Genomic DNA, 23,914 nt, shown 5'->3' with positions numbered 1-23,914 from the left:
GCTTTGTGCAAAGGCATCCATCTATATTAACATATTATTTTCTTTTAAAATTCAAAAATCAAAGAGGCAAGCTCTGAGCCTCTATCTTGTGGAGGTAGAAGGAGTTCAATCCAGATTTACTCGGCCTTTATCTCCTTGACAAAACTTTAAAGCGCATTTTAAAAAAACTAAATTCCTTATCAGGATTAGGAAATTCGAGGTAAGAAAAATTGTTTGATTGGCACAATTTAAGTAAGTTAGAATCTCTGTCGGCGCTGAAAATTTTTAAGGATAATTAATGAGTTATAAAATTTTAATTGCTATCGTACTCTCAATTTTATTATCTGTATGCTATGCAATTGAGAATCCAGTAGTACCTCATTCTTCTGCAGTTGAATCAAATGAATTATTGAGTTCAGCTGATCCCTACCAATACTGTTTTAAAAACTCTACATGGATAGTTCCTCCCCAAACATTGCTTGCTTATCTCTATGATAATGCTAATTTTACCCCAGTGAGTGACCAAACGGTTTGGGTCATTTCCAGTTATAATCACGGATATTTTACGGGTCAATCTTATACCAGTATAAATGCCAGTATTTTATCTCAGAGATATTTAATAGGCTCTGTGACTTCAGAGGGAAAGGTCTACATCACTTTTTATTCTGGTACCTCATCAAGAACGGATCTCGTCAACGGCATAGGTGATTTGCAGGTGAAAAGCAGTGGTCAATGCTCTTTCATCATGCAAATGAATAGTGGGCAAAACGGTGTCAGTGGTTTAACTCACTGGTCTTATATGATTCCGGTCAAACCGGGTGATGTTTTCTATAATAATTTACCTGGTACCCATATGAGTGTCCCACAATTTTTGGCACAATTTTAACAGTATCTTGACCCTATTTGGACTAATTGGAAATGGAATTGCGAAGCAAAGTTATGAAAAAAATAGCGCTTTCTTTAATAATGACTGCAGCCTGCAATTTTACATATTCTGGCAGCGCGGGGGCAATTAATGAGATGAATTGGACTGGATTTTATCTTGGGGCTGACGCGGGATACTGGGGTTCTCAAGCCAATAAAGTTGCCACCACCGGTTCAATTAGCTACATCAATCAAACATTTCCTTTAGGTGCTGAAAATATTGCCAGTGCATTAGCTCAAGTGGCTACTAACAATTTTTCGCTGCATTCCAATGGATTCTTAGGCGGAGGTCAGGCTGGCTATAATTACCAACAGAGCAAAAAAATTTTACTGGGTCTCGCTATCGGTTTCGATGGTTTAATCGATTCTGATCATACCTATGTCTTGCAAAAAGTGGTCAACCTAGCGGATTTTGATGAGTACTATGTAGGGTCTCTGGCTGTTAAACAAAAGATTAATTATTTAGGTACCGTGAGTGCTCGTTTAGGCTACCTGTATCATCCCACGTTTTTAATCTACGGCACAGGAGGATTTGCATACGGTAATATCGAATTGCATACAGCTTGGACAGCTAATGAATCATTAGGACCAACAGTTTTTCCGGCTATTGCCATTCAAAATCACTTAAATAAAACTCTCCCCGGCTGGACTACTGGTGCAGGAGTGGAATGGTTATTTAAAGCCCACTGGAGTGCCAAGATTGATTACAGTTACTATCGTTTGAATCATTTGAATGCGCCTGCTGTACTTGCACAACACAATGGCGCTGAATCACCAGCTGCTCTTTGGGGAAGTGCTGCTGCCCATACTGCTCTTACTGCTTCTTTTGGGAGTGTTAGAGTTGGGATAAATTATCATTTTTCATAGATTGTTTTTTGGGGTTTTCTGTTGTCTCAAAATCACCCCAAATATGGCATCAAAATTTACAGGTTGCTATCCCCATCAAATTTATAAAACCCGGATCAGAACTGTCTCATCCGAGTTATCTATCTATTGTAATTTTTTTATAGGGGAAATACATGCATCAATGGTTACACCACCAGGTATGTTTCCTGGATTATATAGCGCAATATTGTTATCTATATTTGCCTGGTTTCCAAAGAACTTATTCGAAGAGATGCACGCATGAGTCAAATTCATAGCAAGTGGACTTCCTGCAGAGCCTCCTACTAATATCGCGCCCCCTCTATTATCCTCTCCTAATGGTTTTTTTAAAGCAGTATTTTTTTCAAAAATATTATCAACAATCTTGGCATTTCCAGAAAATTCAACAGCAATTGCACCTCCTCCTGGTGCCATAGTCGTTACTGAAGAACTGCCTCCACTAAAGAAATTGGCGATTGAATTAAAAAAGAATAGCGGTGAAACAGCGCTCGCGGGTACCCCTTCAATTGTATTATGAAAAAACTTATTATTTGAAATTTCTGCCAAGGTCTTTACAGGAGAGGCAAAAACAGCATCCGCATAGTTAGAAGCAAAAATTCCTCCTCCTTCCAGTTCTGCCTGGTTATAAGCAAAAATTGATTGTGTTACTGTTGTCGCTATTGAGTCTAGGTAAATTGCGCCGCCAACACCACCAGAATTGTTAGTAAATTCAGAATTCATGATCTTGGCACGCGAACCTGGATTAGGGAGTACTCCAAAAACATTGATACCACCGCCTCCAAATGCTGAAGCAACATTACTTATAAATTTTGAGTTTACAACAGTTAAAAAATAAGGAGTGCCATCATTAAAAGGGATGTGAAAAAAAATCGCCCCACCACCAAAACCGGTAAGTGTAGTTTGATTTTGCGTAAACGTTGAATCGGACACTGATAAGTTAGTATTAATTACCCCAAGAGCACCGCCGCTGGCATCTGGTACTGGACCATTTAAAACATTGCCTTTGAAATTACTTGATGCGATGTTGATATTACCCCCATCTTTACCTCGAATCGCGCCACCATTGCGAAAAGCAATATTTTGTTCAAATTGACTTGAGGTAATAGTATATGTAGCATCAATCAAATTTTCTAAAGCGCCGCCGCTACCACCTGGAAATACAGCAAGGTTATTAATAAATTTGGAATGCTTTATAGTAATTGCGGTATCAGTATCTATTGCTGCAACAGCCCCTCCACCTGAAGCTAATGAAAGGAATTCTCCATCGAGAATTTCAGTCACTGTTGCATTGGAACCATCACTTATATTTAGCTCAAAAAGCATATTACTAAGCTCAATGGTTGAACCATAGCGTGCCAAAAGACCTCCACCTGCAGCATGTTCGTAATCCAAACTCTCGAGTATATTTCTAGGTCCTAAAACCCCGCTATCTGGACCAACTGCATATCCTCCTCTGACAATAAGGCTATCAAGCTTGATATTTTTAACCCCCTTTCCTGGAGAAACATCACTTCCAGCCATAAGCACATGCCAAACCCTATCATGGTTACTTTTAACTACATAGGGAGTAAGGCAAGTTGATGTCATGTCACCGCATAAAATGGTAGGGAAAAGCTGACCATTTCTTTGTCCGCGGCTCGTTTCCCTCCCTGAAAATCCTCCGTATATAGCTGTATCACTTGGTAGATTAAAGGTTCTCAGTTTAGGTGTATTAATTCCATATGCTCCTCCAACAACCCCTTGTGGCGCATAGACTCGGGTGGGTTTATAAACGCCTTGAGCTACCCAGATTTCAACAGGACCAGGATCAGCATTCGCAGCTTGCAGTGCAGACTCTAAATTATTAAATGCATTGGGCCAACTACTTCCATTACCATTTGCAAGTCTCCTGCCGTTGACATAAAACCTTGTCATCTCAGCTTTAGTGATATTCAAGCTGTTGCTAGAGGCAGGTTGATAACATTGCAAGCGATTGCCTTGGTTGCAAACCACAGGCCCTCCGGATACATTTTTCACTAATTCGGAACCGATCACTTTCAAAGTTAAAGTACAAGATTGCTTATAACTTAATGAAAAAGGATTCTTGCAGTTCCCAACTCCTGAAGTCACTTGATTGATTCCGATAATAGGACTCATAACCAACATCTTTGTTTTTTTTGATTGATTGGTGATCGTGTATTTTACCGTCGCAGTTCTTGTGGGACTTACAGTGACTTCAGGAGGAAAGTTTGCATCAGGGATAAATGTCCATAAAGGACTAGAGACCTGTTCCGTAGTGGTAAAATGAGTATCCGCGATGGCATTCTGGTTTAGACAACTCGAGAATAAAATGAATAAAAGAGGATATCTTTTCAATTAATGCTCCTTGCAAAAAAGTATCAATTATCAAAATTAGAGACAGTTTAAATTAAAAAATGATCGATGGTTAATTAATAGTTCCCTACTGTCAACGTCAAAGCAATCTTTTTTATTAAGAAAACCGGATTACATCCTAGCTAACTCGAGTTAACTTTGCCATGAAGAAATACTCTAAAATTATTTATTTTAGTGGGGGAATGTTAATAGAGAAAAAGGGGTGAAAATTAACTAGTCTGACTAAGTACAAGACTTGTTGTTGCAAAAACTTGACAGATTATTTAAATATGAGTCAAAATATTTTTTATTTTATCATTAATACCATGCCTCGAATTACAGATTTATCTCTTTTCCTTGAAACAACAGTGCTTAAAAACGAATCAGGTTTTCAATACAAGCTCGGTTTACCCATAATTCCCCAAACCCAACGTGGTCAGGTATGCAAATTAAACGCTTTAAGTGTTGTTTTAAATTCTTTGCATCAATTCCGAGATATGCCGCAACCATTACCCATTAGAAAAAACAAGGGTCAATATACTGATTCTCTACGAAAGCACGCAAAAGAAGATTACGGTTCACAGGTGGGAGAAATATACAGTGCGAGCACTTTAGCTGCTCTGGCTGCCGATAATGGATTTATAAACTCTTCAATTTATACAGAAAATCAATTTGAACATTATGTCGAACGGATAATTTCGGCAATTAATAAAGATGAAGCACCTATTATTTTTTATGATATAGACCCTGCTGGTGAGCCAGCATATTTTTCCAGTAACCGAGAGCATGCAGTAGTTGTTGCAGGATACTTTATCAGCAAAGAGCGTGAGCTATGCTTTATAATAAGTCAATGGGGAAAATATTATTGGGCAAAGGCTGAAAACGTTTTTTCATCAACGAGCCAACTTTTAACTTCCCGTACCCCTGAGAAATTCTTTAAATATGAATCAGGCTGGTGTGATGTATATTCTATGCGCTTTTTGCCGCCAGAATTTTTTACAAATCCTCCATCCCAGCAAAGACAGGCCCAGGAAGTACCTAAAGAAGGGGGGTTAAAGAATAAGATTTTAGTGATTCATAATTCGCCAAAATCTGTAAATGAGCATTCATTTTGGTCCACAACCTCGTTAAGCGCGAAAGAATCTGAACATTTATTTAGAGAGGATTTGATACGCAAAAATATCCCTCATACTACTTTTTGAAATGCGTCAACTCTTAAGATACCACCATTTAACTGGTTGGTTGCATAAAGAATTATAGATTTGACCAGCTTTCCAGAACGTGCATCCCCGCTGTCAAAATTCCCGAAGTTTTCAGGGGTATAGAGACCTCTTTGCTTGGAGATATGAGGTGATACAGTAAAATTTGTTGGTACATACTCATCAAAAAAATATATAATCAATGAAACCAATGATGCGGGCAATGATAAAAAATGTGTTGCCCATTGACGATTTTATTTGTAAAAAAGTTTTTATTCCTGGGGATCTTTAATTTTTTAAATCAGTTTTTTAGATCCGCTTGCTAATATTTAAAACTTTCTAAGTAACATATCTGTTATGGAAGTAGAAGATAATTATATGAATTATAAAGCGATTTTTTTGTCCATTAACCGACTCATTACAGGTTTAATCCCAATGCTGCTGGTTGCTTGTACGCATCAGCAATCTAATGGTCCTGAGCACTATGTGGTCAGAGGGAAAACATATCATGTGATGAAATCTGCCAAAAATTACAAAGCAAAAGGAGTTGCTTCCTGGTATGGGTCTCACGCCCGGCATCAAAAAACAGCGTCCGGAGCGCGCTACAACATGTATGCGATGACAGCAGCTCATCCCACACTCCCACTTTCTACACGAGTACGGGTTAAAAACCTGAATAATGGGCGGTCGATTGTGGTACGGATTACTGATCGAGGTCCTTTTTTAGCGAACAGGATAATTGATTTATCCTTTGCTGCCGCCAGGAAACTTGGTATTAAAGGTACTGCTCCTGTGGAAATTGAGGTAGTTTGACATTGCTAAGAAGTAGGGCTTATCCAAGCTATATATGAAATGTGTAAAAGTACTTTCTAGGTGCTGCACTTACTCAGAAAGTACTTTTAACCGCTGCAGGGTTCTTAGTTATGGCTTATAACAATTTTCGAAGGACTGGCAACTGTTACAGAACCCGAACATTGTGTGGCACCTGTAGTTTTCCAAGTTGGAGTGACAGCTTTCCCATTGGCGAGAATTAACAATATTTGGGAATAGGTTAATGGAGTACTCGGAAAATAAGTACAGTCTGCAACATTATAGGTTTCAAGAGTGGCATCTACGTAATTAAAAACTCGATTATTGGCCTCTACTTTCAGAGTGGAATGCTCGCCTGCAGCAATAGCGTCGATTATCCAAATACTTCCCTGTTGTTGAATCTCCCCATGCACTACAGAATTTGCTTTAGTGGGTACAGAAGCCGCTTTATGAACCTGTCCTTCAGGACAACAGTTCCAACTGGTAAACTTCCATCCAGATGAAGACCAGGAAAGCACCGGTTGCAAGATCGATACCGGGACATTAGATTGAATATTTTCTAATCCCAGGAAATAGTACAACCAATAAGTTTTTCTTCCTGCGGCAGGATCACTGGGAACCCAGTAGTTTCCTGAAAGCATTGCGGCCGGGGAAGGCGTAAACCACCAGGCATTATCTAACCACCCATTTTTTAAATCCGTTTTGTTATCATTAAATCGGGGTGATGAGTCCAACCAATCTTGGTGATATTTCATACAGACTGGGTCTTTAGGATATTGTTTAATTGATCCGTCAGGATAGATCGCTTCCACTCCGGATGTCTTTTCACGAATCGTGGTTCCGGAAGGGTGGGTATGAATACATTGACTTGGACGAAGCCCGAAAGGGGTTTCTTTGAGTGTCTCACTGGATGCATGTACTGAAGAGGAAGCTAGAAAAATACTTAGATAAAAAGATAGATTGTTTTTATTCATTAGGTTAATTGGTTGATTAAGGTTTTTTTATTTAGACATACATGTTTTCAAAAATCAATAAAAAATATGTTAATAAACAAGTACTTAATATCTTCACTCTTATTAAATTGTTGGCAATCAATACTTGCTTGTGTTGTATTGGAGCTGCTAAAACATTAATAAAAAATGCCCGCTCTCTGTGTGGAAATAAAGATGTTGGGGTAGAAGATAATCTCCACAGGTCCTAATACGTGCCAATTTTAAAGGCTGAAATGATAGAACTAATCCAAATTGGTAAACGAAACCAAGCGCAAACTGCGTGCTTGGTGTTAATGATTTCCAATTAAAGGGGATACATCGTTCAGATCACAAGCCAAATAGGAGTAATACCTTGGCAAAAACCAGCCTAGTTTTTGCAAAAGAGCCTGTATTTTGTTGGGTGGAAATTGCTTCTTGTCAATCGAGAAGACTAACTCATGCTGATCAGTTTCTGGGAGATAGACGAGCTTGATTTTGGCGTCATGGATACCGAAATGCTGCATGATCGCTTCAAGTAATTTTATTGAGGTAGCGGGCAGGATTTGCGCTGGTACGTCGCTGATGAGGAGATCAGTGCCTTCACGAATAATATAGGGATGAGGTATCTCTGTTTTGAAGGGATGAGCCTCGGGTTCAGCAAACGTCCGATAGAGATGAAAACCCAAGACGTCGCCATAACTGAGGTCGATAGCTTGTTTTGGATTACGTGCCTCAATGGCTATGCCAACCCCTTCGTTGATTAAGAAGGTGTCGATGAGCTCCGGAATGGTATAGGTGGTTACGGTACTGCCTTCTTTAGGCATGCTTTCAGTAAACTCAAGATTATAGTAAGTGAAGCCTGCAGTATTGAAGATGATCTCAGGTTCCCCACTGGTGAAGACAGCGTGGGGCAGGCAGGTTACGAGACGATTATACCAAGCAGCTTGTCTGTTGCAGTTATCGATCGCAAACAGTGCTCTTAGCTCTTGAGTGGCGGAAACGGAAGCAGCTTTATTTTCGGATTTATCCATGAAGTATATTTTTACTTAAAAGAGGCATTGTATCAAAAAAAATCAGATTAGCTAAAGATCCAATTATGATGATGCGCAAAGTAGTAATATAATCCAACCCATCTGAAGTTTAGGAAGTGATATAAAAATGCAATTTACGGACAGAGACTGGTTTTTAGACGAGTTACCCCAACACGTTGATTATGCCTGGTTGTTAACATTAATGAAGATGTGGGTGGAGACAGAGGCTCTCCCGTTTAAGATGGGGGTTCTTGCGACAGTAGATGGAAATGGGCATCCAATAAGCCGCACAGTAGCCATCCGTGAAATAAACGAACATGGATTACTTTTTTTTACCCAGCTGGGTAGTGCTAAAGTAGCCCACATGTTAGGGAATCCGCAGGTTTCTTTTACTTTTATGTTACCGGAAACCCAAAGACAAGTTACTGTACTTGGTAAGGTAAGAGCAGTTGAAGAACAAGAAAATTTAAAAAACTGGGAGACTTATGATCAGGAGCGAAGGTTACGTTTTTTAGTCTATGGCACAAAGTCCGGACAGATGATAAATAAACAACAGGAGCTGGATGAAGAGTTGTTTGCTTTAAAAGAGCACTATAAAGAAAATCTCCCAGCAAGGCCTCGAGAGTATGTTGGTTTTACGATTATTCCTGAAGTGATAAAATTCTATCAATTAAATGAACATCGGTTGTCGGATTCACTCACTGCAAAACGTACTCAGGGAACGTGGACTTTACAGCGCTTTGTTCCTTAACGTGTACGTGAAGACAGGGGCGAGGACAATTTTTACAAACTGTTGGTTCAAAGGATAAATTAAATAATGAATTTATTTGTAGTATATATTGGTGGTTCCCACCCTAATTCTTTAATCGAACTCCATGATCTCCGCTTTATTGTCGCTAATTCAATTGAAGAGACATATGATGCCCTTAGAAAGAGTTGGTGGGGGATACCAAAAAGTTTGCATATAGATGCCTGGGGCATTTTAAAGTATGCAGATGGACATAGCATTCAAATTTTACAAGAACAATCTGCAGCGAGTACTAATAAATTATTTTTCGTCAATCTGGGTGGCTACGATAAGAAACAATTTACTGAATTACATAAAAATATTTTTGTAGTTGCTGCTAATGAATTTGAGGCGAAACAAAAAGCATTAACTCAAATTTCCGACTGGGAGTCTCCGCATCGTGATTATTTATATGAAATAGATAATTTACTTAATATTAATTCCTTGCTTAAAAGCGAGGGTTATTATCTACATTTACACAGGCAGGTCGAACCCAAGCCGTTTGAATTTACCTGTTCTTACAACCCCATTGGGAGAAATTAAACCAAAGAAGAATGGCATTACTCCACTGTAAGTAAAATAGTTAACAATATTACGACTATAATTTTGATAATTCACAATTCAAGACTTGACCCCCTAAGTCCCTTGACCCCCTAAGTCCCTAAGTCTGGCTGCGTAGATGCGTCAATCTGCGTAAGCCAGTTTGGGTCAAAATAGAAGGTCAAAAGATCTCAGCTTTACTTATCGTATTTATCTAATATGATTAAATAATAAACAAATGATAATTTATGAGTGCCTTTAAAATCCCTTAAAATAAGGAAAATCAATGCACCATAGCTTACCTTTAATATCAACCCTTGCAGCAGCTTTGGGTTTATCTTTACTGTTGGGATTTCTAGCTACTAAATTAAAATTGCCCACAATAATTGGTTATTTGCTTGCTGGAATTCTCATTGGACCATTTACGCCTGGATTTGTCGTGAACGCGAACTTGCTCATGGAATGAGTCGTTATATATTACACCGCTTTGGTATGAAATTTCCCAATAAGTATTAATTCGTTGATTGACACTTCTTTACCGCACAATGCACTGTTTAAGTAGACACCGGGTTGCATGCATGCATGCTTCACGTGCTGACATACGTTTTTTTATACCTCATAAGAAATATGCGTCACTGTTAATGCACGTTTCTCATCACCAATCCGTAAGGTGACATCATCCCCAACTCGAGCTTTCAATAAAGTTTTCGCCAGGGGTGAAATCCAGCTTATTTTTCCTGCATTGATATCTGCTTCATCCAGTCCAACAATTTTGACCCGATGAGCTTCACCATTTTCATCGACATATTGGACCGTGGCGCCAAAGAATACTTGAGTAAGACCGACCTGAAGTTTAGGATCGACGATTTCAGCGCTTTCCAATCGTTTCGTCAAATAGCGAATGCGTCTGTCAATTTCTCGTAAACGTTTTTTTCCATAAATGTAATCTCCATTTTCCGATCGATCCCCATTACTTGCGGCCCAGCTTACTACTTTCACAATTTCAGGTCGTTCATTACTCACTAAATTGCGTAACTCAGCTTGCAACATGGCAAAACCATTAGGAGTCATATAATTTTTGATCCCCGGTAATTTTAACTCCGGACGCTCTGGTTCACTATACTCATCATCTTCTTTGGTAAAAGCCTTACTCACAGGAAAACTCCTATTATAATATCGGATAACAGACAAACGGATATGCTGCCTTTTGCCCTACTTACATTTCAAAAAATGGATTAAAGCATATTGAGATAATACTTTAATCCAATAGCTGGAAATCTTCACTATAATAAGGTGGCAAAACTGCGATAAAGTTTTGCAGTCTTGTCTGAGCCCCTACTATTGGCCTGGTCAATTGTTCAGTATAAGTTGCAGAGTTAATAATATTATTTGCACAGCATGGGCACTTTTAATATATTTGCTGATTACCCATAACAAGGATCCGTATGTGCACTAAATCTCACAGCTGTATATGCCACCATTTGGAAAGAGCCATCAAGCAAGATGAAACAAAAGAGTTAAAAGCAATTTTTGACACGTGTTATGTCGATGAGCTTTATAATTTTCTACTCGACTCCTATCGATTACTGCAAATCAAGGGGAATTATAAATTTGCCGCAAGCATGCATAAATTAGTAAAAAACTATCTTCTGGAGAAATCCCCTAAATCAATTAATGTCCAAAATGAGCGTGTAAAAAAAGACTTCATGAAATTATATGATGAAAAGATTGACGAACTTGAAGCAGCAAAACCATTGCTTCATGAGAAACTAACTCTGTTGATACAAGATGTTCAACATTTGGCCTATCAAAATCTTTCCCATCTCGATTCCTTTAGGAATTGCCTCGAAAAAATTGATAAATCCGATGCTATTGCTGTGGAAGATAAAAAAGCCCGTAACAGGAAAGGATGTACTATTTTTTAAACATATCAAATTAAGGACTGGTGGTGAATCGCTCACCACCCTGACTGCTATTTTTATCTTTCTTCTCCTCGGTAAACGCGTCATTCTTGGCGAAGAACCCAAGAATGGATTTCCCGCTCGCCCGGATTCATGCTCCTTTCCAAATGAAGCATCGTCAATTACAATAATCCTCTTTTTATATTAAGAAGATAAATGCAAAGGAATAGTATTTTATTCTGTTTTTTAATAGGAGTGCTTATTTTCTCTTGGTCCACCAAGGGAGATTGTGCTCTTGAACGTGATTTTCAAACCTGGTTCAGTATAACTGCGATTGGTAAAACTCACAGTGATAAAAAATTTATAAGTCGTCTAAGATACTGGTTGGAAGATCAAGAGCGTCTGGGAGATGACAGCAGCCGTTTTTCACAGATTTTATTACGTCCAGGTAACTGACAATCTTAGCATCTGGGTTGGCTATGCATGGATTTATACAGGGAAACCAAATACGCCTAATCCGTTTGAGGAAGATCGGATTTGGCAGCAATTGTTATGGACTAAAACATATAAACATTTAACGTTTACCAGTAGAACCCGCACAGAACAGCGCTTTTTAGAAAATAATCCCAAAACAGCCTATCGCTTGAGGCAACTGCTTAAAATTTCAGTTCCTTTGAAGCATTTTAATAAGTTGAGTTTTGTTACAAGCGATGAAGTGTTTATTCATAAGAATAATTTTGTGGGAAAAAACAGCCGTGGTTTTGATCAAAACCGATATTTTGTGGGACTAGGTTATAAAATAAACCCAGTATTGAATACTGAAGTTGGCTATATGAATCAGTATATCCGACGATTTGGGGTTCCCGATTTTTTAGCCAATATAGTTTCCATCAATTTTTTCCTGAGTTTATAGTTGGCGATCTCCTTGCAGAGGCTTTGCCAAAAAACCTGCTTTAATCCCCGTGTAATCTCATGCCCCAACAGGGCTTAAAATCCGAAGAATCCAATATATTTGCTTTGTGCCTATAATTTAAACATCCCGTACACAAACTATGGAGGGTTTATGTATACGTTTAAAGATGGAGATATTCATGCTTATAAGACCCAGGCACGAACAATCACACTAATTAAAGGAAATTCTTCTGTACTGTATCCCTTTTACACTTCTTCCGGCCTTAACAGTAATAGTAAGGAAACATGGTTTCCCTGGATGGGCTATTTGAGTTTTCCTGCTGGCGAATTTACCAAGGGTGAAGTTTATATGGTGAAACCAGTCAACTGGACTGTTTCCAAAGAAGCAGTCGATATCTTACATAAATACATGGTAGATAAAGCTTTTGAATATTTTATCCGCGAGAGATCCGATAACGCGATATTAAAACTCATTGAAGAAGAGTTTGGCTTCAGAGACGCCATTATGTTTGAAAATGGTGCAGATGATGAGGAAGTAATAGGGTTTATAAAGGAACACTACCAACAAGTTGCAGATTCGTTTATTCGTCGCATGGGTAATGATGAAGCCTTGGCAATTTCTTGTTCTCTTGGGGGTGGTGAATGGGCGAAATACCCGGAGATGCGTGAAGAAATAATGAGGGCAAATTCCACAGCGAAATTTATTAAACCCATTGAAAGCATAACCTACACTGAGAATCCTATTAGAGAGATGTCTGAGAAGGAACAGAACGAATTAATTGCTTTTAAAGGCATCGCATGTGAAGGTAAAGTGAAAAGAAGTCATGCGGAAATGGCAACTCATATGGAGGGCTTAATCCTGCAAGAATCCCAACGCTATGTCTCTAGTTATTTTATTCAAGAAAAAAAAGACTTTCCTGCGACGGAACAGGTAAATGACTTGGTGCAAGTAACCCACGCTCGGGAGTTAAGAGATAAATATGTCGGTTGTGTCTCTAATCTGATACAAATGGAGCGCCGTAAAGAGGAAGCTAATCAACCAAACGATGGTATGAACCCGCATTAAGCGCATATATTTAATTTTGCTGATACACAATGAATTGTTGCAAACAGGCAATGGGAAGCTCATTTATTCGTTTGACGAATTCCTTTGATGAACTTCCCGAAGTTCAAGCCTAGATGTATGCGTTCGGCCATCCCGCAAAAAGGGATAGAACTTACAACCCTAACTTATTGGCTACTAAAAATAATTCCATTAGGTCCTGCCGTTTCACCACCACCAGCTCCAAACATTGTTGTTCCTGTAACACCTAAAATGGAAGGGAGGAATAACAAAGCGGCAGAAATAAAAACTAGAGCAATTGGGGTTCCAATCGGGATTTGCGTGGGGTTATCTTTGTGCTGTTTAAACTTCATAATCGCTCCAATAGAAAACCCCAGACCTCCCAAATAAGCCCCAGCAGTTATTAATTTAGCCAGGCTAGCAAATGAGTTAGTTATTGAGGAGGCCATTTCTCCTAAAGAGACCACAGTATTTGCAGCGGCATGCAGGCTTACTAAGGTAAGAAATGTAAAAAGACCAATAGCGCCCAACCCCAACCTAAAACCAGGTTTATTTATATTCTTGCTGTTCACTCCTTATTCTCCTAAAACTGTTTTTTAACAAAACTCCGGGCACAACTTCAATAGTATGCCCTGAGTATCTGGATTCTTTTTCTATCTTATAAACCAGCTTTCAGTGCCAGAATGGGGTAATGTTCGCATATTTTGCAGACAAATCAAGTAGGTTATTTAATGCAACTTGTACAAATTTAACGGCATTTACTTTTCTAAAACAGGAACTTGAGGGTATAAATTTTCTTAATCAGAACAAAACAAACTGTGAATATTATTTGCATTGATACTGGTGGGAAAATAGTTCAAATCACGATGGGTTTGCCTTAATTGATCAGGGAACTGGTTTTTGGTGAATGGTGCGCAAGAGGAAAATCCTGGTTGCGAGCAACCAGGCTACGCTTGCTTACCTTTTTTACTACAATACATTTTAGAGTCAGCAAGAGCTAACATATCTTCAAGGGTCTGGTGTTCTTTGTGATTATATTGGATACTGCCCACACTGAATTCGATTTTATAACCTTTGGTTTCTACAGATTTCAATGAATTGTCTAAACGTTCAATAATGTTCGCTACATTTTCCTGGTTTAATCCGGAACAAAAGACACAAAATTCATCGCCGCCTAAACGGGCGATTACATCGGAATAACGAAAGTTGTGAAGAAGGGCGTTAGCGAACGCTTTCAAAACCTTGTCACCTTCCGCATGCCCAAAGTGATCATTAATATATTTGAATTTATCTAAGTCAAAAAATAACAGGGTAAAAATTTGCTTTTCCCGTTGGCATTTTTTAAATAAATAGTTGGCCAGTTTTAAAAATCCCCTTCGGTTAGATAAACCAGTTAATTCATCAGTTAGGGAAATTTGAAATTGTTCCAAATCTGTTTCTACCATTTTGGCGAGATCGTAAACCATGTTTTGATCGACTTCTTTTTTCGATTTAGGCTTGTCATCAATCAAGCAAATGACCCCTACATTATGTCCTTTGACTTTTAAAGGACACCCTAAATAAAACCTGAAATGTGGTTCACCCAGGACAAAGGGATTGTCATAAAATCGTTTATCCTTGGTTGCATCTTCAACAATCATAATTTCATCTGAAAGAAGAGCATGACCACAAAATGAGGTTTTGCGTGGAGCCTCCTTGATATCAAATCCTTGAGTGGATTTCATCCATTGGCGCTCAGTTTCTAAAAAAGAAATTGCAGAGATGGGAACTCCGAAAAGTTTACATGCAATACGAGTTACTCTATCGAAACGTTCCTCTTTCTCCGTATCGAGTATGTGTAATTTATAAAGTGTTGCTAAACGTGCAGTTTCATCTTCTGGTTTGTCTGGAGGAATCATGCTTATCCTTAAGGGTAAATTTAAAATGTCCATGAAAAAATTTAATAGGAGTAATATATACCATTATTTTTGTGGCATTTAAAATCAGGGAAAAGCTTAATAAAACCATGGAAATTTCACGGTTTTGGGTCGATGTAGGATAAAATCCTTGTGAATAATACTCCACCGTTTTAGGAAAATCCTGTTATAAAAGCCTAAATTAGGGTTAACTTTAGGATGTAAGTTACAAATGGTCAGTCAGCCAAATAGCATTAATGGTCCCTGAATATAAGCACAAGATTTTCCTCTTTAAACGCACTGCCTACGCTATGCAATTTACCAATATTTTATAGTGAAGGGAGAGGGGTTAAAAATGACCTGCTCCTCTTCCTCAGGTTCCGTTTTTACAGCAGCTAAATTTTTCTCAGGCGCTAACTCTTCTTCTTTAATGGTTTTATTAGATGGCCTCGGTTCTTTGGAAAAAGGATTTAGAGCAAGACTGCGGTCTATTGCAGCATCATCTCTTTGTTGTGCGTTTAAGCTGGGAATCGGCACTAAATTATTCGCTAGCCGCTGGATTAATGCGTCATATAAGGCTAATGTGGGCATAGTGATACGAAGAGAGGAAATGTTTCCTTTTTCATCTCGAATAATTGTTATGCAATTCTCAGGAAGGTTGTTTTCTTCTTTTAAGTTATTGAATTCTCTTAAAATTGCTTCCATGAATTTTTTTAACTCTTTTCGTTGTTCCTCCGTTAATTCATTAGGTTCACAAAGCAATTTGATAATGAGAGTCATTGATTCGCGGTCACTATCAACCAGCAATAGTCCTTTGTCGATCAACTCTGAAATTAAATCCGGATCAAAATCGGAAGCAGAGTTAAAGTCTTCGTTTTCTCCTATCGACGCAAATTCGTTCAACCCATCCGAAGTTTCAATTATTTTTCCTGATGAAGTTGGTGATTTGTCCTGGCCTTGGCTTTTTTCCTCGGCGTCCTTACCAGCACCGCCATCCCCACCTCCTCCGCCGCCTCCTCCTCCGTGTCCAAAGCAGCGGGGTGTTGGCGCTATTTCCTTGAAACAAACCCGACAGCGTACTTTTACAGCTTCAGCATCCGATTCTTTTTTTTCAATCTCTTTCATTTTTTCTTTTTCTTTGTTTAACAAGTGTAATGTGATGGAAGCTGAGGAAGTCAGGTCGCCTACTGGGGTTGCTTCAGAAATGGACTGATGCAGTTCTTTGTCTTTTTTCATAAAGAAAACCTATTGCAAATTTCTATAATAAAAATATTTTAAGGGAAACCGTTTTGATTTGTTCTTACTTGCTGCAATTTTTACATTATTTTTACTATCGATTCCTTTGGGTTGGGATGATCGCTTGGGCATTACCCTACCTCAATAATGAATAATCTAATTGCGAGTATTCGGGGGAGAAGGCGGGATAATCAGAGGTAAAGGGCGGCAAATCCCTTCACTTTTGTCCGTTATTTATCGGGTAATGCTGAGGAATCTTACTCTATCAATGCAAGTCTTCGTCATAAGCACCGTAAATTTTATCAACAACAGTTTTACAAAGACCTCTTTTTTTGGGAATTTTATCAGGAGTGGAAAAAACTACTTTAGCGATAAAAATGTTCAGGAATTATATTTTAAATTTCTTTCTTTGTTTATTTTCTTGTTCTTCTTCCTCATCCTCTTCCTCATCTTCTTGATTTTTGTTTTTACTTAATAATTCTTCTGATGCTGATAAATTGGTTTCTAGATTGTTCAGGGCGTTTGCTCCTAAAAGATTATTGGGAAGTGTGGAGTTCAAACCTGTAGATAACTCCGGGCCATCTGAATCGTCTAAAGTATTATCCTGGGCATTTTGCTTGGAGTCTTCTCGAGTATCCATGTCTGCTATGCCGCCATAAATGGATTGAAAGAGTTTGCTCATCATTTCCATCCAGGTATTTGCTTCTTTGCTCATCTTCAAAATACCTCCTATTGCTACCTATATCTATTATAGTAGATGGAAGTGCCTTCGCTCTTTCCCCTATGGGCTCATGAAGAGCTAAATAGAGGGTAGATTAAGATGAGAGGTAGTAATAACTTGGATAGGGATTCAATTTTAAACTGTTTAACGGAAATCCTGGTTGCGGGCAACCAGGCTACGCCGGTTATGTTTGCTTGATGGGGGCGCTTTAAGGAGTTCAACCATTTTTTGGGGTTCTATTGGGGGGCTATATAAAAAACCTTGAACCTCATCGCAATGAAGTTGTCTCAAGAAAAAGGCTTTGTCCGTAGAGTCAACGCCCTCAGCCAAGACACGAAGTTTTAAGCTATGGGCGAGAGAAATTATTGTTTCAACGATGGATGCATCGTTGCCATTGGTTGTACACCCACTTACAAATCCCCGGTCAATTTTTAATTTGCTTACAGGAAATGATCTTAACGAGTTGAGGCTTGAATAGCCTGTTCCAAAATCATCGATGGACATGCGGATTCCCATACGGGATATTTCTTGCAAGACGGTGTCAATCTTGGCTGAATTTTTCATCACCGTGCTTTCAGTAAATTCAATTTCCAAATACTCCGAGCTAAGCCCAGAATCTGTTATTGCATTTTGAACAATTTGAATGAAATTATCTTTTTTCAATTGCTTCCAGGAAACATTGATTGCCATACAAATTGGAGGTAATCCCATATCCTGCCAGGTCTTATTCTGGAAGCAGGCATGACGAAAAACCCATTCACCCAATTGATTTATCAAATCGGTTTCTTCTGCAATAGGGATAAAGTCATCGGGCATCAGAATTCCCAAATCTGGCTGCTTCCAACGTAGCAAAGCCTCAGCGCCTATGAGGCGCATGTTTTTTAAATCATATATGGGTTGATAGAGGATAAAAAACTCCTGATTTTTTAGTGCATTGTAGATGCGAGTCTGCATGGACAAACGCCTGGAAGACTGTTCATTGATAGCACCATTGTAAAATTGAAAATTATTTCGCCCATCTCTCTTCGCAAGGTACATGGCCATATCTGCATTTTTAAGCAAGGTGGTGGTATCTGATCCGTCTTTAGGATAGACACTGATTCCAATACTGCTCGTGACGATTACTTCCTGAGCAGTCAATTTGAATGGTTTTGATATTTTATCAAGAATTTTTTTAGCTATGAGAAGTGTATTTTTATGGCTTTTGGTCACAAATAAAAGGACAAATTCATCACCGCCAAAACGAGCTACGGTATCACTTTCACGGACACATTTTTTTAAGCGCAAGGCTATTTTTTGCAACAGCTCATCTCCGGCATCATGGCCCAGATTATCGTTAATCAATTTAAATTCATCGACATCTATAAAAAACACTGCAAGGCTGGAATTCGTTCGCTGGGCATAGTTAATGGTTTGCTCGATGCGCTCGTAAAGGGATGTGCGATTGGGGAGTCCAGTCAGTGCATCATGGTTTGCCAGATAAGATAAACGAACTCTTAATGTGATATCGCGGAAGCTCCATACCCGTCCGACAATTTGTCCATACATCCAATGGGGTTTTGAATAGCGCTCAAATATTTTTCCATCCTTGAAATGAAGCTCATCAAAGCTCTCTTGATCATGATTATAAAGTTCCTTGATTTTATTAACGAAAGTATCAGGATCTTTAACTTGATTCACCACAAAATTTATAATTTCTTCATCATTATGTTCTTTGATAAAGTCTGGGGGAATATTCCACATATCCAGAAATTGTTGATTGAAATACTCGACATTTCCTTTCAAATTCACCACCAAAATGCCATCGGCAGTTGATTCCAATGTGGATTTGGTCAGCGCTAGAAGCTTCTCCAATTCCTCGGTCCGCGTAGAGACTTCTTCTTCAAGCGACATTTTTACGGAGCTGAGATTGGTTATTTTAAAACGCATGGCTAGTGTTGATATCAACTGCTGACTGAAATAATAGGAAACGAATAACATGACAAAAATGTAAATGAGGGCACAAATTCCCAAGAGCACATAGATTTGTCCCTGTAAAAAAAGCCATAGGGTGAAAAGACCAAAGGATGGAAAAAGAAAAAATAAATAAGCAAGCTGTACTGGTGAGTAAAGGACGTTTGCAGCAGCAGTAACTCCCGTAATCATAAATACTACATAAATTTGATGGGGGGTGCTATTTGTTGGAATAAGAATTGAACTTGCTATCCCCCATGCCACACCTGATATGAAAATGCCTGCATAAATTAAATTGAGCCAATCTTTATCCGAAAAAAGTTCTTTCTTGGTATGGTAGAAATAAAGGAGAGGAATTTTTAAAAGATCTGAAAATACAAGAATATAAAAAAGCCAAATAAGGACCAGGGTATTATTGATAACATGCCACAAGGCCATTCCAAGAAACACAGCAGCCAAGCTTTCTCCGATAATGGCAATCGGAATTTGTTGATAAAGTAATTTAATCTGTTCCCGTTTTATTTCAGATTTAAATTTATCAAAGATATCTTTGTTTTTTATTGAAAGTGGTTTTTGAAATATTCGATACATTTCAAATATCGCTTATAGGAATTTGTTCTAGTAGAATATTTTCCAAAATTCTTCTATAGAAGTGATTACTATGGATAAATGAATCGAATCTCATTTCAGGTCCTTAATTTTTTTATTACGCTTTAATTATTATAGACTATCTGTTTTTTTGAGTCGGGATAAACCGGTGAACGTATCCGCGTTATTTGCGCCAGGATTAGGAAAAACAGGGGGGCAAGAATAATTGGTGCTGTTCTATAATTAGTAAAATGGATTTGATTACGATTAAAGCATATGCTTACTTCAAAACGTACTTTGCTACTATCTGCGATGGCAGTGTTTTTAACTGCCAATAGCAATTTGTTTGCCTGCCAGTGCTTTAATTCTTTCTTTTTAAATTCGATTTTTTCTAACAATCCGGGAATGAGCTGTTCTCTATCCACCAACTATGGGCGGGTTGTCCGAGTGAGTCTTTCAGACGGAAGAAATAGTGCAGTTTCTTCAATCTATGGTTGTTCGTTACATTCTGTCAGTAGCAACATCCAAAGAGATTTTGATTATTATACCAATGATAATGAGTTATGCGTTGAAGAAATCCTCAATGCTTGTCGAATGCTGAATATTGAAATTCAGTCGGATAATGGGGGAGCATATTATTAACGATAAAGAAAGGCCGGATCAGCAAAATACATCTCCCTTTAAAAAGCCGGCAACAAGGTTGGAACCGACAAACCATGATAATTGATTGTAAGATGCTCGATACGGTGGAGTGAGGAATCTTGTACAGTCAATTATTGCTCAATAGCAAATTTACTGCTTAAATTCATTTCTTTTAAAAATTCGCACTGCATATTCCTTAATGGACCGAAGTGACTTATTAGCCCAGCTTGCGCCTGCAGGAGTTCTCTGAATAATCCTATGAAAAATATAAGGAATTTTGTTTTTTGCAACCATGCAATCTGCCTTGTGAGCTGTGATTAAAGGTTTTTTCAAGTGCATTCCTCACGAAATACAGTTATTCTGAAAAGTGATTCATTCGAATCAATGTAATTTTATTTCAAAAACAGGAGAAGATATCGATGATAAGGAAGATCAATAATTTAAACACAACAACAAAAAATTTCCTTCTTGCAACAACAATTTTTCTTTCAAATAGTCAGATCATTCATGGAGCTACACAGCTGGGTCAAGGCATTTATTATGACGAGCAACAAATTAAAAAGCTTGCACAAAAATATCCAGGCCGGGTTTCGAAAGATGCAGGTTATCCGCTTATAAACAACTATTCGACCTTAAAATCTGTATTTCAAGGGAGCCAATTTGGGTTGGGGAACAAACCAATCACTACGGGGCAATGGTGGACCCCCATGCTTGCCGTCGATAAAGCTGCCGGACAAATTCAAGATAGTGATTATCTGAATCCCTTATTGTTAATTCCTAATCCACTTACTGTGCGCTTGACAGAAAAAGGGATTTCTTTAGGAATTCCTTTGCAAAATGCCAAAGTGGATAATGTCCATGTCGACCGTGGATATGATAATACGCTCGATGTTACACTGACCACAGGTGATTTGATGGGGACGGCCCCTTTAGTTGCTGATTATTCTGATTGGATGGTCACAGTGGGTTGGGCGCGCAATAATTCTCCTCTCCTTGCTGCCAGTGTAGTAGAAGGTTCTCCTTTTATTTTTGTCGAGAAGAAAAGCAATCAAAATGCTGCTTATCTGCAGTTTACTAATTCGCAGGATGCAAAACTATTAAGCCAGGAAAAAGGTTTGAGTGTTTTTAAAACAAAGAATGCGTCTGATCAGCGCTATCGCTATTACGCTTATTTTACAAATCCTGATGCATCAATTGCGCCCTGGAAAACCAGTGCGGGTGCGGTAATCGTCCCGGTAAATCAGGGGGGGAGCGGGGTTATTGTTCCTGCTACTTCAATTAATACCACAGAAATAAATCGTTATTTTTCTTTGGCTGTTATTCCTGCTTCTTCTGATTCAGAAGCAGTTACGATGGCAAGCCAATTCAAGCCTTATGCTTATACGTATATCAAAAACACAAGCATCACTTATGAATACGATAAAAATAACGCTAAAGTGATTACCCATTTTAATTTCGATTCACAAACAGTTTATGCGAATACTGCATTAAAAAAACAACCTTTGGTTCTGCTCTATCCCTGGCAAATTAAAAACATGAGCAGTAGTGAGAAAGCGAACTGTTTGTTCCAGGATAATTGTGCGGGCAATCAAGGTACTGTCAAGACTTTGAAAGGTACCATGCATGCTTATGTGGTCCCTGCAATATCCGGAGAAACTTCTTCCTTTTCTACCGAAGTAGGCTTTCATGGAGTTTTGCCGGTATTGCCGAATCGTCTTAGCCAGGCTGATCTGGATAAAATCGCAAGTTATTCCTTCGCATTACCTCCTGATCCCCACCTGGATGCCAAAAATCCCTGGACTGATACCTATGCAACAGGCAAATTGTTAAGCAGGGAAGCGCAACTTATAAAAATAGCCAATGTGTTAATGGGAACTTCAACTCCAAATCCCCAATATAAGAAGATTCGAGATGAGATGCTGACTAACTTGAAGAATCAGGTTACCAGTTTCCTGACAGGGTTAAATTATACCGATCCTTGCCCGGATGGATCTACCAATTGTACGCGGCCGGAGGGAAGCTGGTTTTATTCCTATAACAGCCAATGGTATACAATGATGGGATTTCCTAGTGGCTTTTTTACCGCGACCACCTTAACGGATCATCCGTTTCACTGGGGCTATTTATTGGATGCTGCCGCAACCATTGCACAATTCGATAAAGAATGGGCTCAAAATTATGGTGCTATGGTTAATTTGCTCATTCGCGATATTTGCGATTACAGATATCAGCAAGATGAAGGAGCAACCCGATTCCCCCATTTCCGAAGCTTTGATCCCTACGCGGGTTTATCCTCAGCTTTAGGAATGCCTTATAGCTTTGATAATGTGAATGAGGAAGACAGCGCTGAATTTATGAATTTGGCTCAGGCGATTATTCTATGGGGTTTAAATACGGAAGGGGTTCATTTTGATGGAGATACTACTTCTCCTCAAACCTTGGTGGAAACAGGTTTGTATCTTTATACTACGGAAGAACAGGGGTTAAATCACTATCATTTTAACCAGAATCCGGATTCAGGTGTTTTCCCAACGGGATGGTCAAACACGACTACCGGACAAAACTATTTACTGGTTGGCAATGTCTGGGGTGGCAAGCTGGATCGCTCAACTTATTTCTGCGCGGGTCAACCTTGTTATTATCAAAATCTGGCATCCAATACCCTACCTATAAATGCGGGATCCTTCTATCTGGGCTATGATCCAGGTTTTGTAACCAGAGTCTACAATGAAGATGCTAAAAATCCCTGTTCTGGCGATGCAGCAAATTCTGCTTATTGTGGTACCTTGTTGAAATACCTGGCTTTAGGTGATCCTCTGAAAGCATCGCAATACTATACACAATATTTCGATGCACAAGCCCATACCCCTGATCCAGGTGAATCCAAACCCAGTATTTTTTACTGGATTCAAAATTTGAAGGCACTTGGACCTTTAAATACGTCACTGAGCGCAGACACTCCCGCATATGCTGTCTTTGGGGCGGGGGATAGTACTTATGTGGCGGCTTATAACAATGAAGCGTCTGCGAAACAGGTTAATTTTTATAACCAGGGAAGTTTGGTTTGCAGTTTGGAGAACATACAACCGGGCGAAATAAAAGTAAGTGTTTGTGGTAATGAGGATCCCTCTCCTCCTGTAACCCAATTTTCCTACATGATCTATGTGGGTTATCCGTTTAAACCTGTGCTGATAAATAGCAGTATAACCTGTCCGGATCCAATCACTAAAAATCCTGCCTGTCTGGTGAAAAACATTGCTGGATCTTCAGTAATGACGATTGCCGGAAGTAATAGTGACCTGTGTACTTTAGCGATTGGTAATGATGGGGGGGTTAGCATAATAAATGACAAATCTAAAGGATGTTATATTAACTCAACGCCTGCAACCCCGGATAAAGCTGGAGCTATCAATCTCCCAGGTGGTTTTTAATCCCTAAGATGAAGCTAAATTTTAAAGCTATATCGTGTCCTGCTAACCTGGTTGCTTGCAACCAGGTTTACAAAATCCTTAATGCTAGAGCAGA

Annotated in this window: 21 protein-coding genes; 12 read left to right on the top strand and 9 right to left on the bottom strand. The window is 38.9% G+C overall.

Going from position 1 to position 23,914, the window contains the following annotated elements:
• Nucleotides 1–277: 277 nt before the first annotated feature.
• Together KYQ_RS15640 and KYQ_RS15635 are read left to right on the top strand one after the other, a co-directional pair.
• Entirely contained in the window at nt 278–865 is a 588-nt protein-coding gene (locus KYQ_RS15640) for a hypothetical protein (protein WP_010655069.1), read from the top strand.
• Between the two features lie 53 nt (nt 866–918).
• Nucleotides 919–1,770, top strand: coding sequence for an outer membrane protein (locus tag KYQ_RS15635; RefSeq protein WP_231294575.1), 852 nt, complete (start codon nt 919–921; stop codon nt 1,768–1,770).
• Between the two features lie 123 nt (nt 1,771–1,893).
• On the opposite strand, the gene KYQ_RS15630 is transcribed toward KYQ_RS15635, so the two are convergent.
• Nucleotides 1,894–4,143, bottom strand: a complete 2,250-nt coding sequence (locus KYQ_RS15630; protein ID WP_010655067.1) for a hypothetical protein — start codon at nt 4,141–4,143, stop codon at nt 1,894–1,896.
• 287 nt (nt 4,144–4,430) lie between these two features.
• On the opposite strand from KYQ_RS15630, the gene KYQ_RS15625 reads away from it, so the two are divergent.
• Nucleotides 4,431–5,342 (top strand): hypothetical protein, encoded by a 912-nt coding sequence (locus tag KYQ_RS15625; protein WP_010655066.1) that lies wholly within the window; start codon nt 4,431–4,433, stop codon nt 5,340–5,342.
• Nucleotides 5,343–5,717: 375 nt separating this feature from the next.
• Complete coding sequence (locus KYQ_RS15615; RefSeq protein WP_010655064.1) at nt 5,718–6,152, top strand: septal ring lytic transglycosylase RlpA family protein; 435 nt, start codon at nt 5,718–5,720, stop codon at nt 6,150–6,152.
• Nucleotides 6,153–6,256: 104 nt separating this feature from the next.
• On the opposite strand, the gene KYQ_RS15610 is transcribed toward KYQ_RS15615, so the two are convergent.
• Complete coding sequence (locus tag KYQ_RS15610; RefSeq protein ID WP_010655063.1) at nt 6,257–7,123, bottom strand: hypothetical protein; 867 nt, start codon at nt 7,121–7,123, stop codon at nt 6,257–6,259.
• A 308-nt stretch (nt 7,124–7,431) separates the two neighbouring features.
• A complete protein-coding gene (locus tag KYQ_RS15600; protein WP_010655061.1) occupies nt 7,432–8,151 on the bottom strand; it encodes a hypothetical protein in 720 nt (239 codons plus the stop codon).
• A 127-nt stretch (nt 8,152–8,278) separates the two neighbouring features.
• Between KYQ_RS15600 and KYQ_RS15595 the strand changes: the two genes are divergently transcribed.
• The 3 genes from KYQ_RS15595 to KYQ_RS15585 all read left to right on the top strand — a co-directional run bounded on the left by KYQ_RS15595 (nt 8,279) and on the right by KYQ_RS15585 (nt 9,944).
• Nucleotides 8,279–8,902, top strand: a complete 624-nt coding sequence (locus tag KYQ_RS15595) for a pyridoxamine 5'-phosphate oxidase family protein (protein ID WP_010655060.1) — start codon at nt 8,279–8,281, stop codon at nt 8,900–8,902.
• A gap of 66 nt (nt 8,903–8,968) precedes the next feature.
• Nucleotides 8,969–9,481 carry a DUF1543 domain-containing protein gene (locus KYQ_RS15590; RefSeq protein WP_010655059.1) on the top strand — a complete coding sequence of 171 codons (513 nt, stop codon included), beginning with the start codon at nt 8,969–8,971 and terminating at the stop codon, nt 9,479–9,481.
• 283 nt (nt 9,482–9,764) lie between these two features.
• Nucleotides 9,765–9,944: a cation:proton antiporter gene (locus KYQ_RS15585; RefSeq protein ID WP_010655058.1), complete on the top strand. Its 180-nt coding sequence runs from the start codon at nt 9,765–9,767 to the stop codon at nt 9,942–9,944.
• A gap of 143 nt (nt 9,945–10,087) precedes the next feature.
• Here the strand turns inward: KYQ_RS15585 and greB are convergent, their stop codons facing one another.
• Nucleotides 10,088–10,633 carry a transcription elongation factor GreB gene (gene greB / locus KYQ_RS15580; protein ID WP_010655057.1) on the bottom strand — a complete coding sequence of 182 codons (546 nt, stop codon included), beginning with the start codon at nt 10,631–10,633 and terminating at the stop codon, nt 10,088–10,090.
• 290 nt (nt 10,634–10,923) lie between these two features.
• Here greB and KYQ_RS15575 point away from each other — a divergent pair, with 290 nt between their 5' ends.
• The 3 genes from KYQ_RS15575 (at nt 10,924) to KYQ_RS15565 (ending at nt 13,357) form a co-directional block, all read left to right on the top strand.
• Nucleotides 10,924–11,403 carry a hypothetical protein gene (locus tag KYQ_RS15575; protein WP_010655056.1) on the top strand — a complete coding sequence of 160 codons (480 nt, stop codon included), beginning with the start codon at nt 10,924–10,926 and terminating at the stop codon, nt 11,401–11,403.
• A gap of 385 nt (nt 11,404–11,788) precedes the next feature.
• The gene (locus KYQ_RS18425) at nt 11,789–12,292 is read left to right on the top strand and encodes a DUF2490 domain-containing protein (RefSeq protein ID WP_231294574.1); all 504 of its coding nucleotides are present in this window, start codon (nt 11,789–11,791) and stop codon (nt 12,290–12,292) included.
• A 150-nt stretch (nt 12,293–12,442) separates the two neighbouring features.
• Nucleotides 12,443–13,357 carry a hypothetical protein gene (locus KYQ_RS15565; protein ID WP_010655054.1) on the top strand — a complete coding sequence of 305 codons (915 nt, stop codon included), beginning with the start codon at nt 12,443–12,445 and terminating at the stop codon, nt 13,355–13,357.
• A 164-nt stretch (nt 13,358–13,521) separates the two neighbouring features.
• Here the strand turns inward: KYQ_RS15565 and KYQ_RS15560 are convergent, their stop codons facing one another.
• The 5 genes from KYQ_RS15560 to KYQ_RS15530 form a co-directional block, all read right to left on the bottom strand.
• Complete coding sequence (locus KYQ_RS15560; protein WP_010655053.1) at nt 13,522–13,926, bottom strand: hypothetical protein; 405 nt, start codon at nt 13,924–13,926, stop codon at nt 13,522–13,524.
• A 375-nt stretch (nt 13,927–14,301) separates the two neighbouring features.
• Nucleotides 14,302–15,252, bottom strand: coding sequence for a sensor domain-containing diguanylate cyclase (locus tag KYQ_RS15555; protein ID WP_010655052.1), 951 nt, complete (start codon nt 15,250–15,252; stop codon nt 14,302–14,304).
• Nucleotides 15,253–15,567: 315 nt separating this feature from the next.
• On the bottom strand, nt 15,568–16,485 hold the full coding sequence (locus tag KYQ_RS15545) for a hypothetical protein (RefSeq protein ID WP_010655050.1): 918 nt from the start codon (nt 16,483–16,485) through the stop codon (nt 15,568–15,570).
• A gap of 388 nt (nt 16,486–16,873) precedes the next feature.
• A complete protein-coding gene (locus tag KYQ_RS15535; protein ID WP_010655049.1) occupies nt 16,874–17,200 on the bottom strand; it encodes a hypothetical protein in 327 nt (108 codons plus the stop codon).
• Between the two features lie 150 nt (nt 17,201–17,350).
• Nucleotides 17,351–19,750 carry a sensor domain-containing protein gene (locus tag KYQ_RS15530; protein ID WP_010655048.1) on the bottom strand — a complete coding sequence of 800 codons (2,400 nt, stop codon included), beginning with the start codon at nt 19,748–19,750 and terminating at the stop codon, nt 17,351–17,353.
• A gap of 273 nt (nt 19,751–20,023) precedes the next feature.
• Between KYQ_RS15530 and KYQ_RS19360 the strand changes: the two genes are divergently transcribed.
• Complete coding sequence (locus KYQ_RS19360; protein WP_172461318.1) at nt 20,024–20,389, top strand: hypothetical protein; 366 nt, start codon at nt 20,024–20,026, stop codon at nt 20,387–20,389.
• Nucleotides 20,390–20,808: 419 nt separating this feature from the next.
• The gene (locus KYQ_RS15515; protein ID WP_010655045.1) at nt 20,809–23,820 is read left to right on the top strand and encodes a glycosyl hydrolase; all 3,012 of its coding nucleotides are present in this window, start codon (nt 20,809–20,811) and stop codon (nt 23,818–23,820) included.
• Nucleotides 23,821–23,914 lie beyond the last annotated feature (94 nt).

It is taken from the genome of Fluoribacter dumoffii NY 23 (assembly GCF_000236165.1).
Classification (GTDB): Bacteria; Pseudomonadota; Gammaproteobacteria; order Legionellales; family Legionellaceae; genus Legionella; species Legionella dumoffii.
This window is presented reverse-complemented; position numbering and strand designations above follow the sequence as displayed.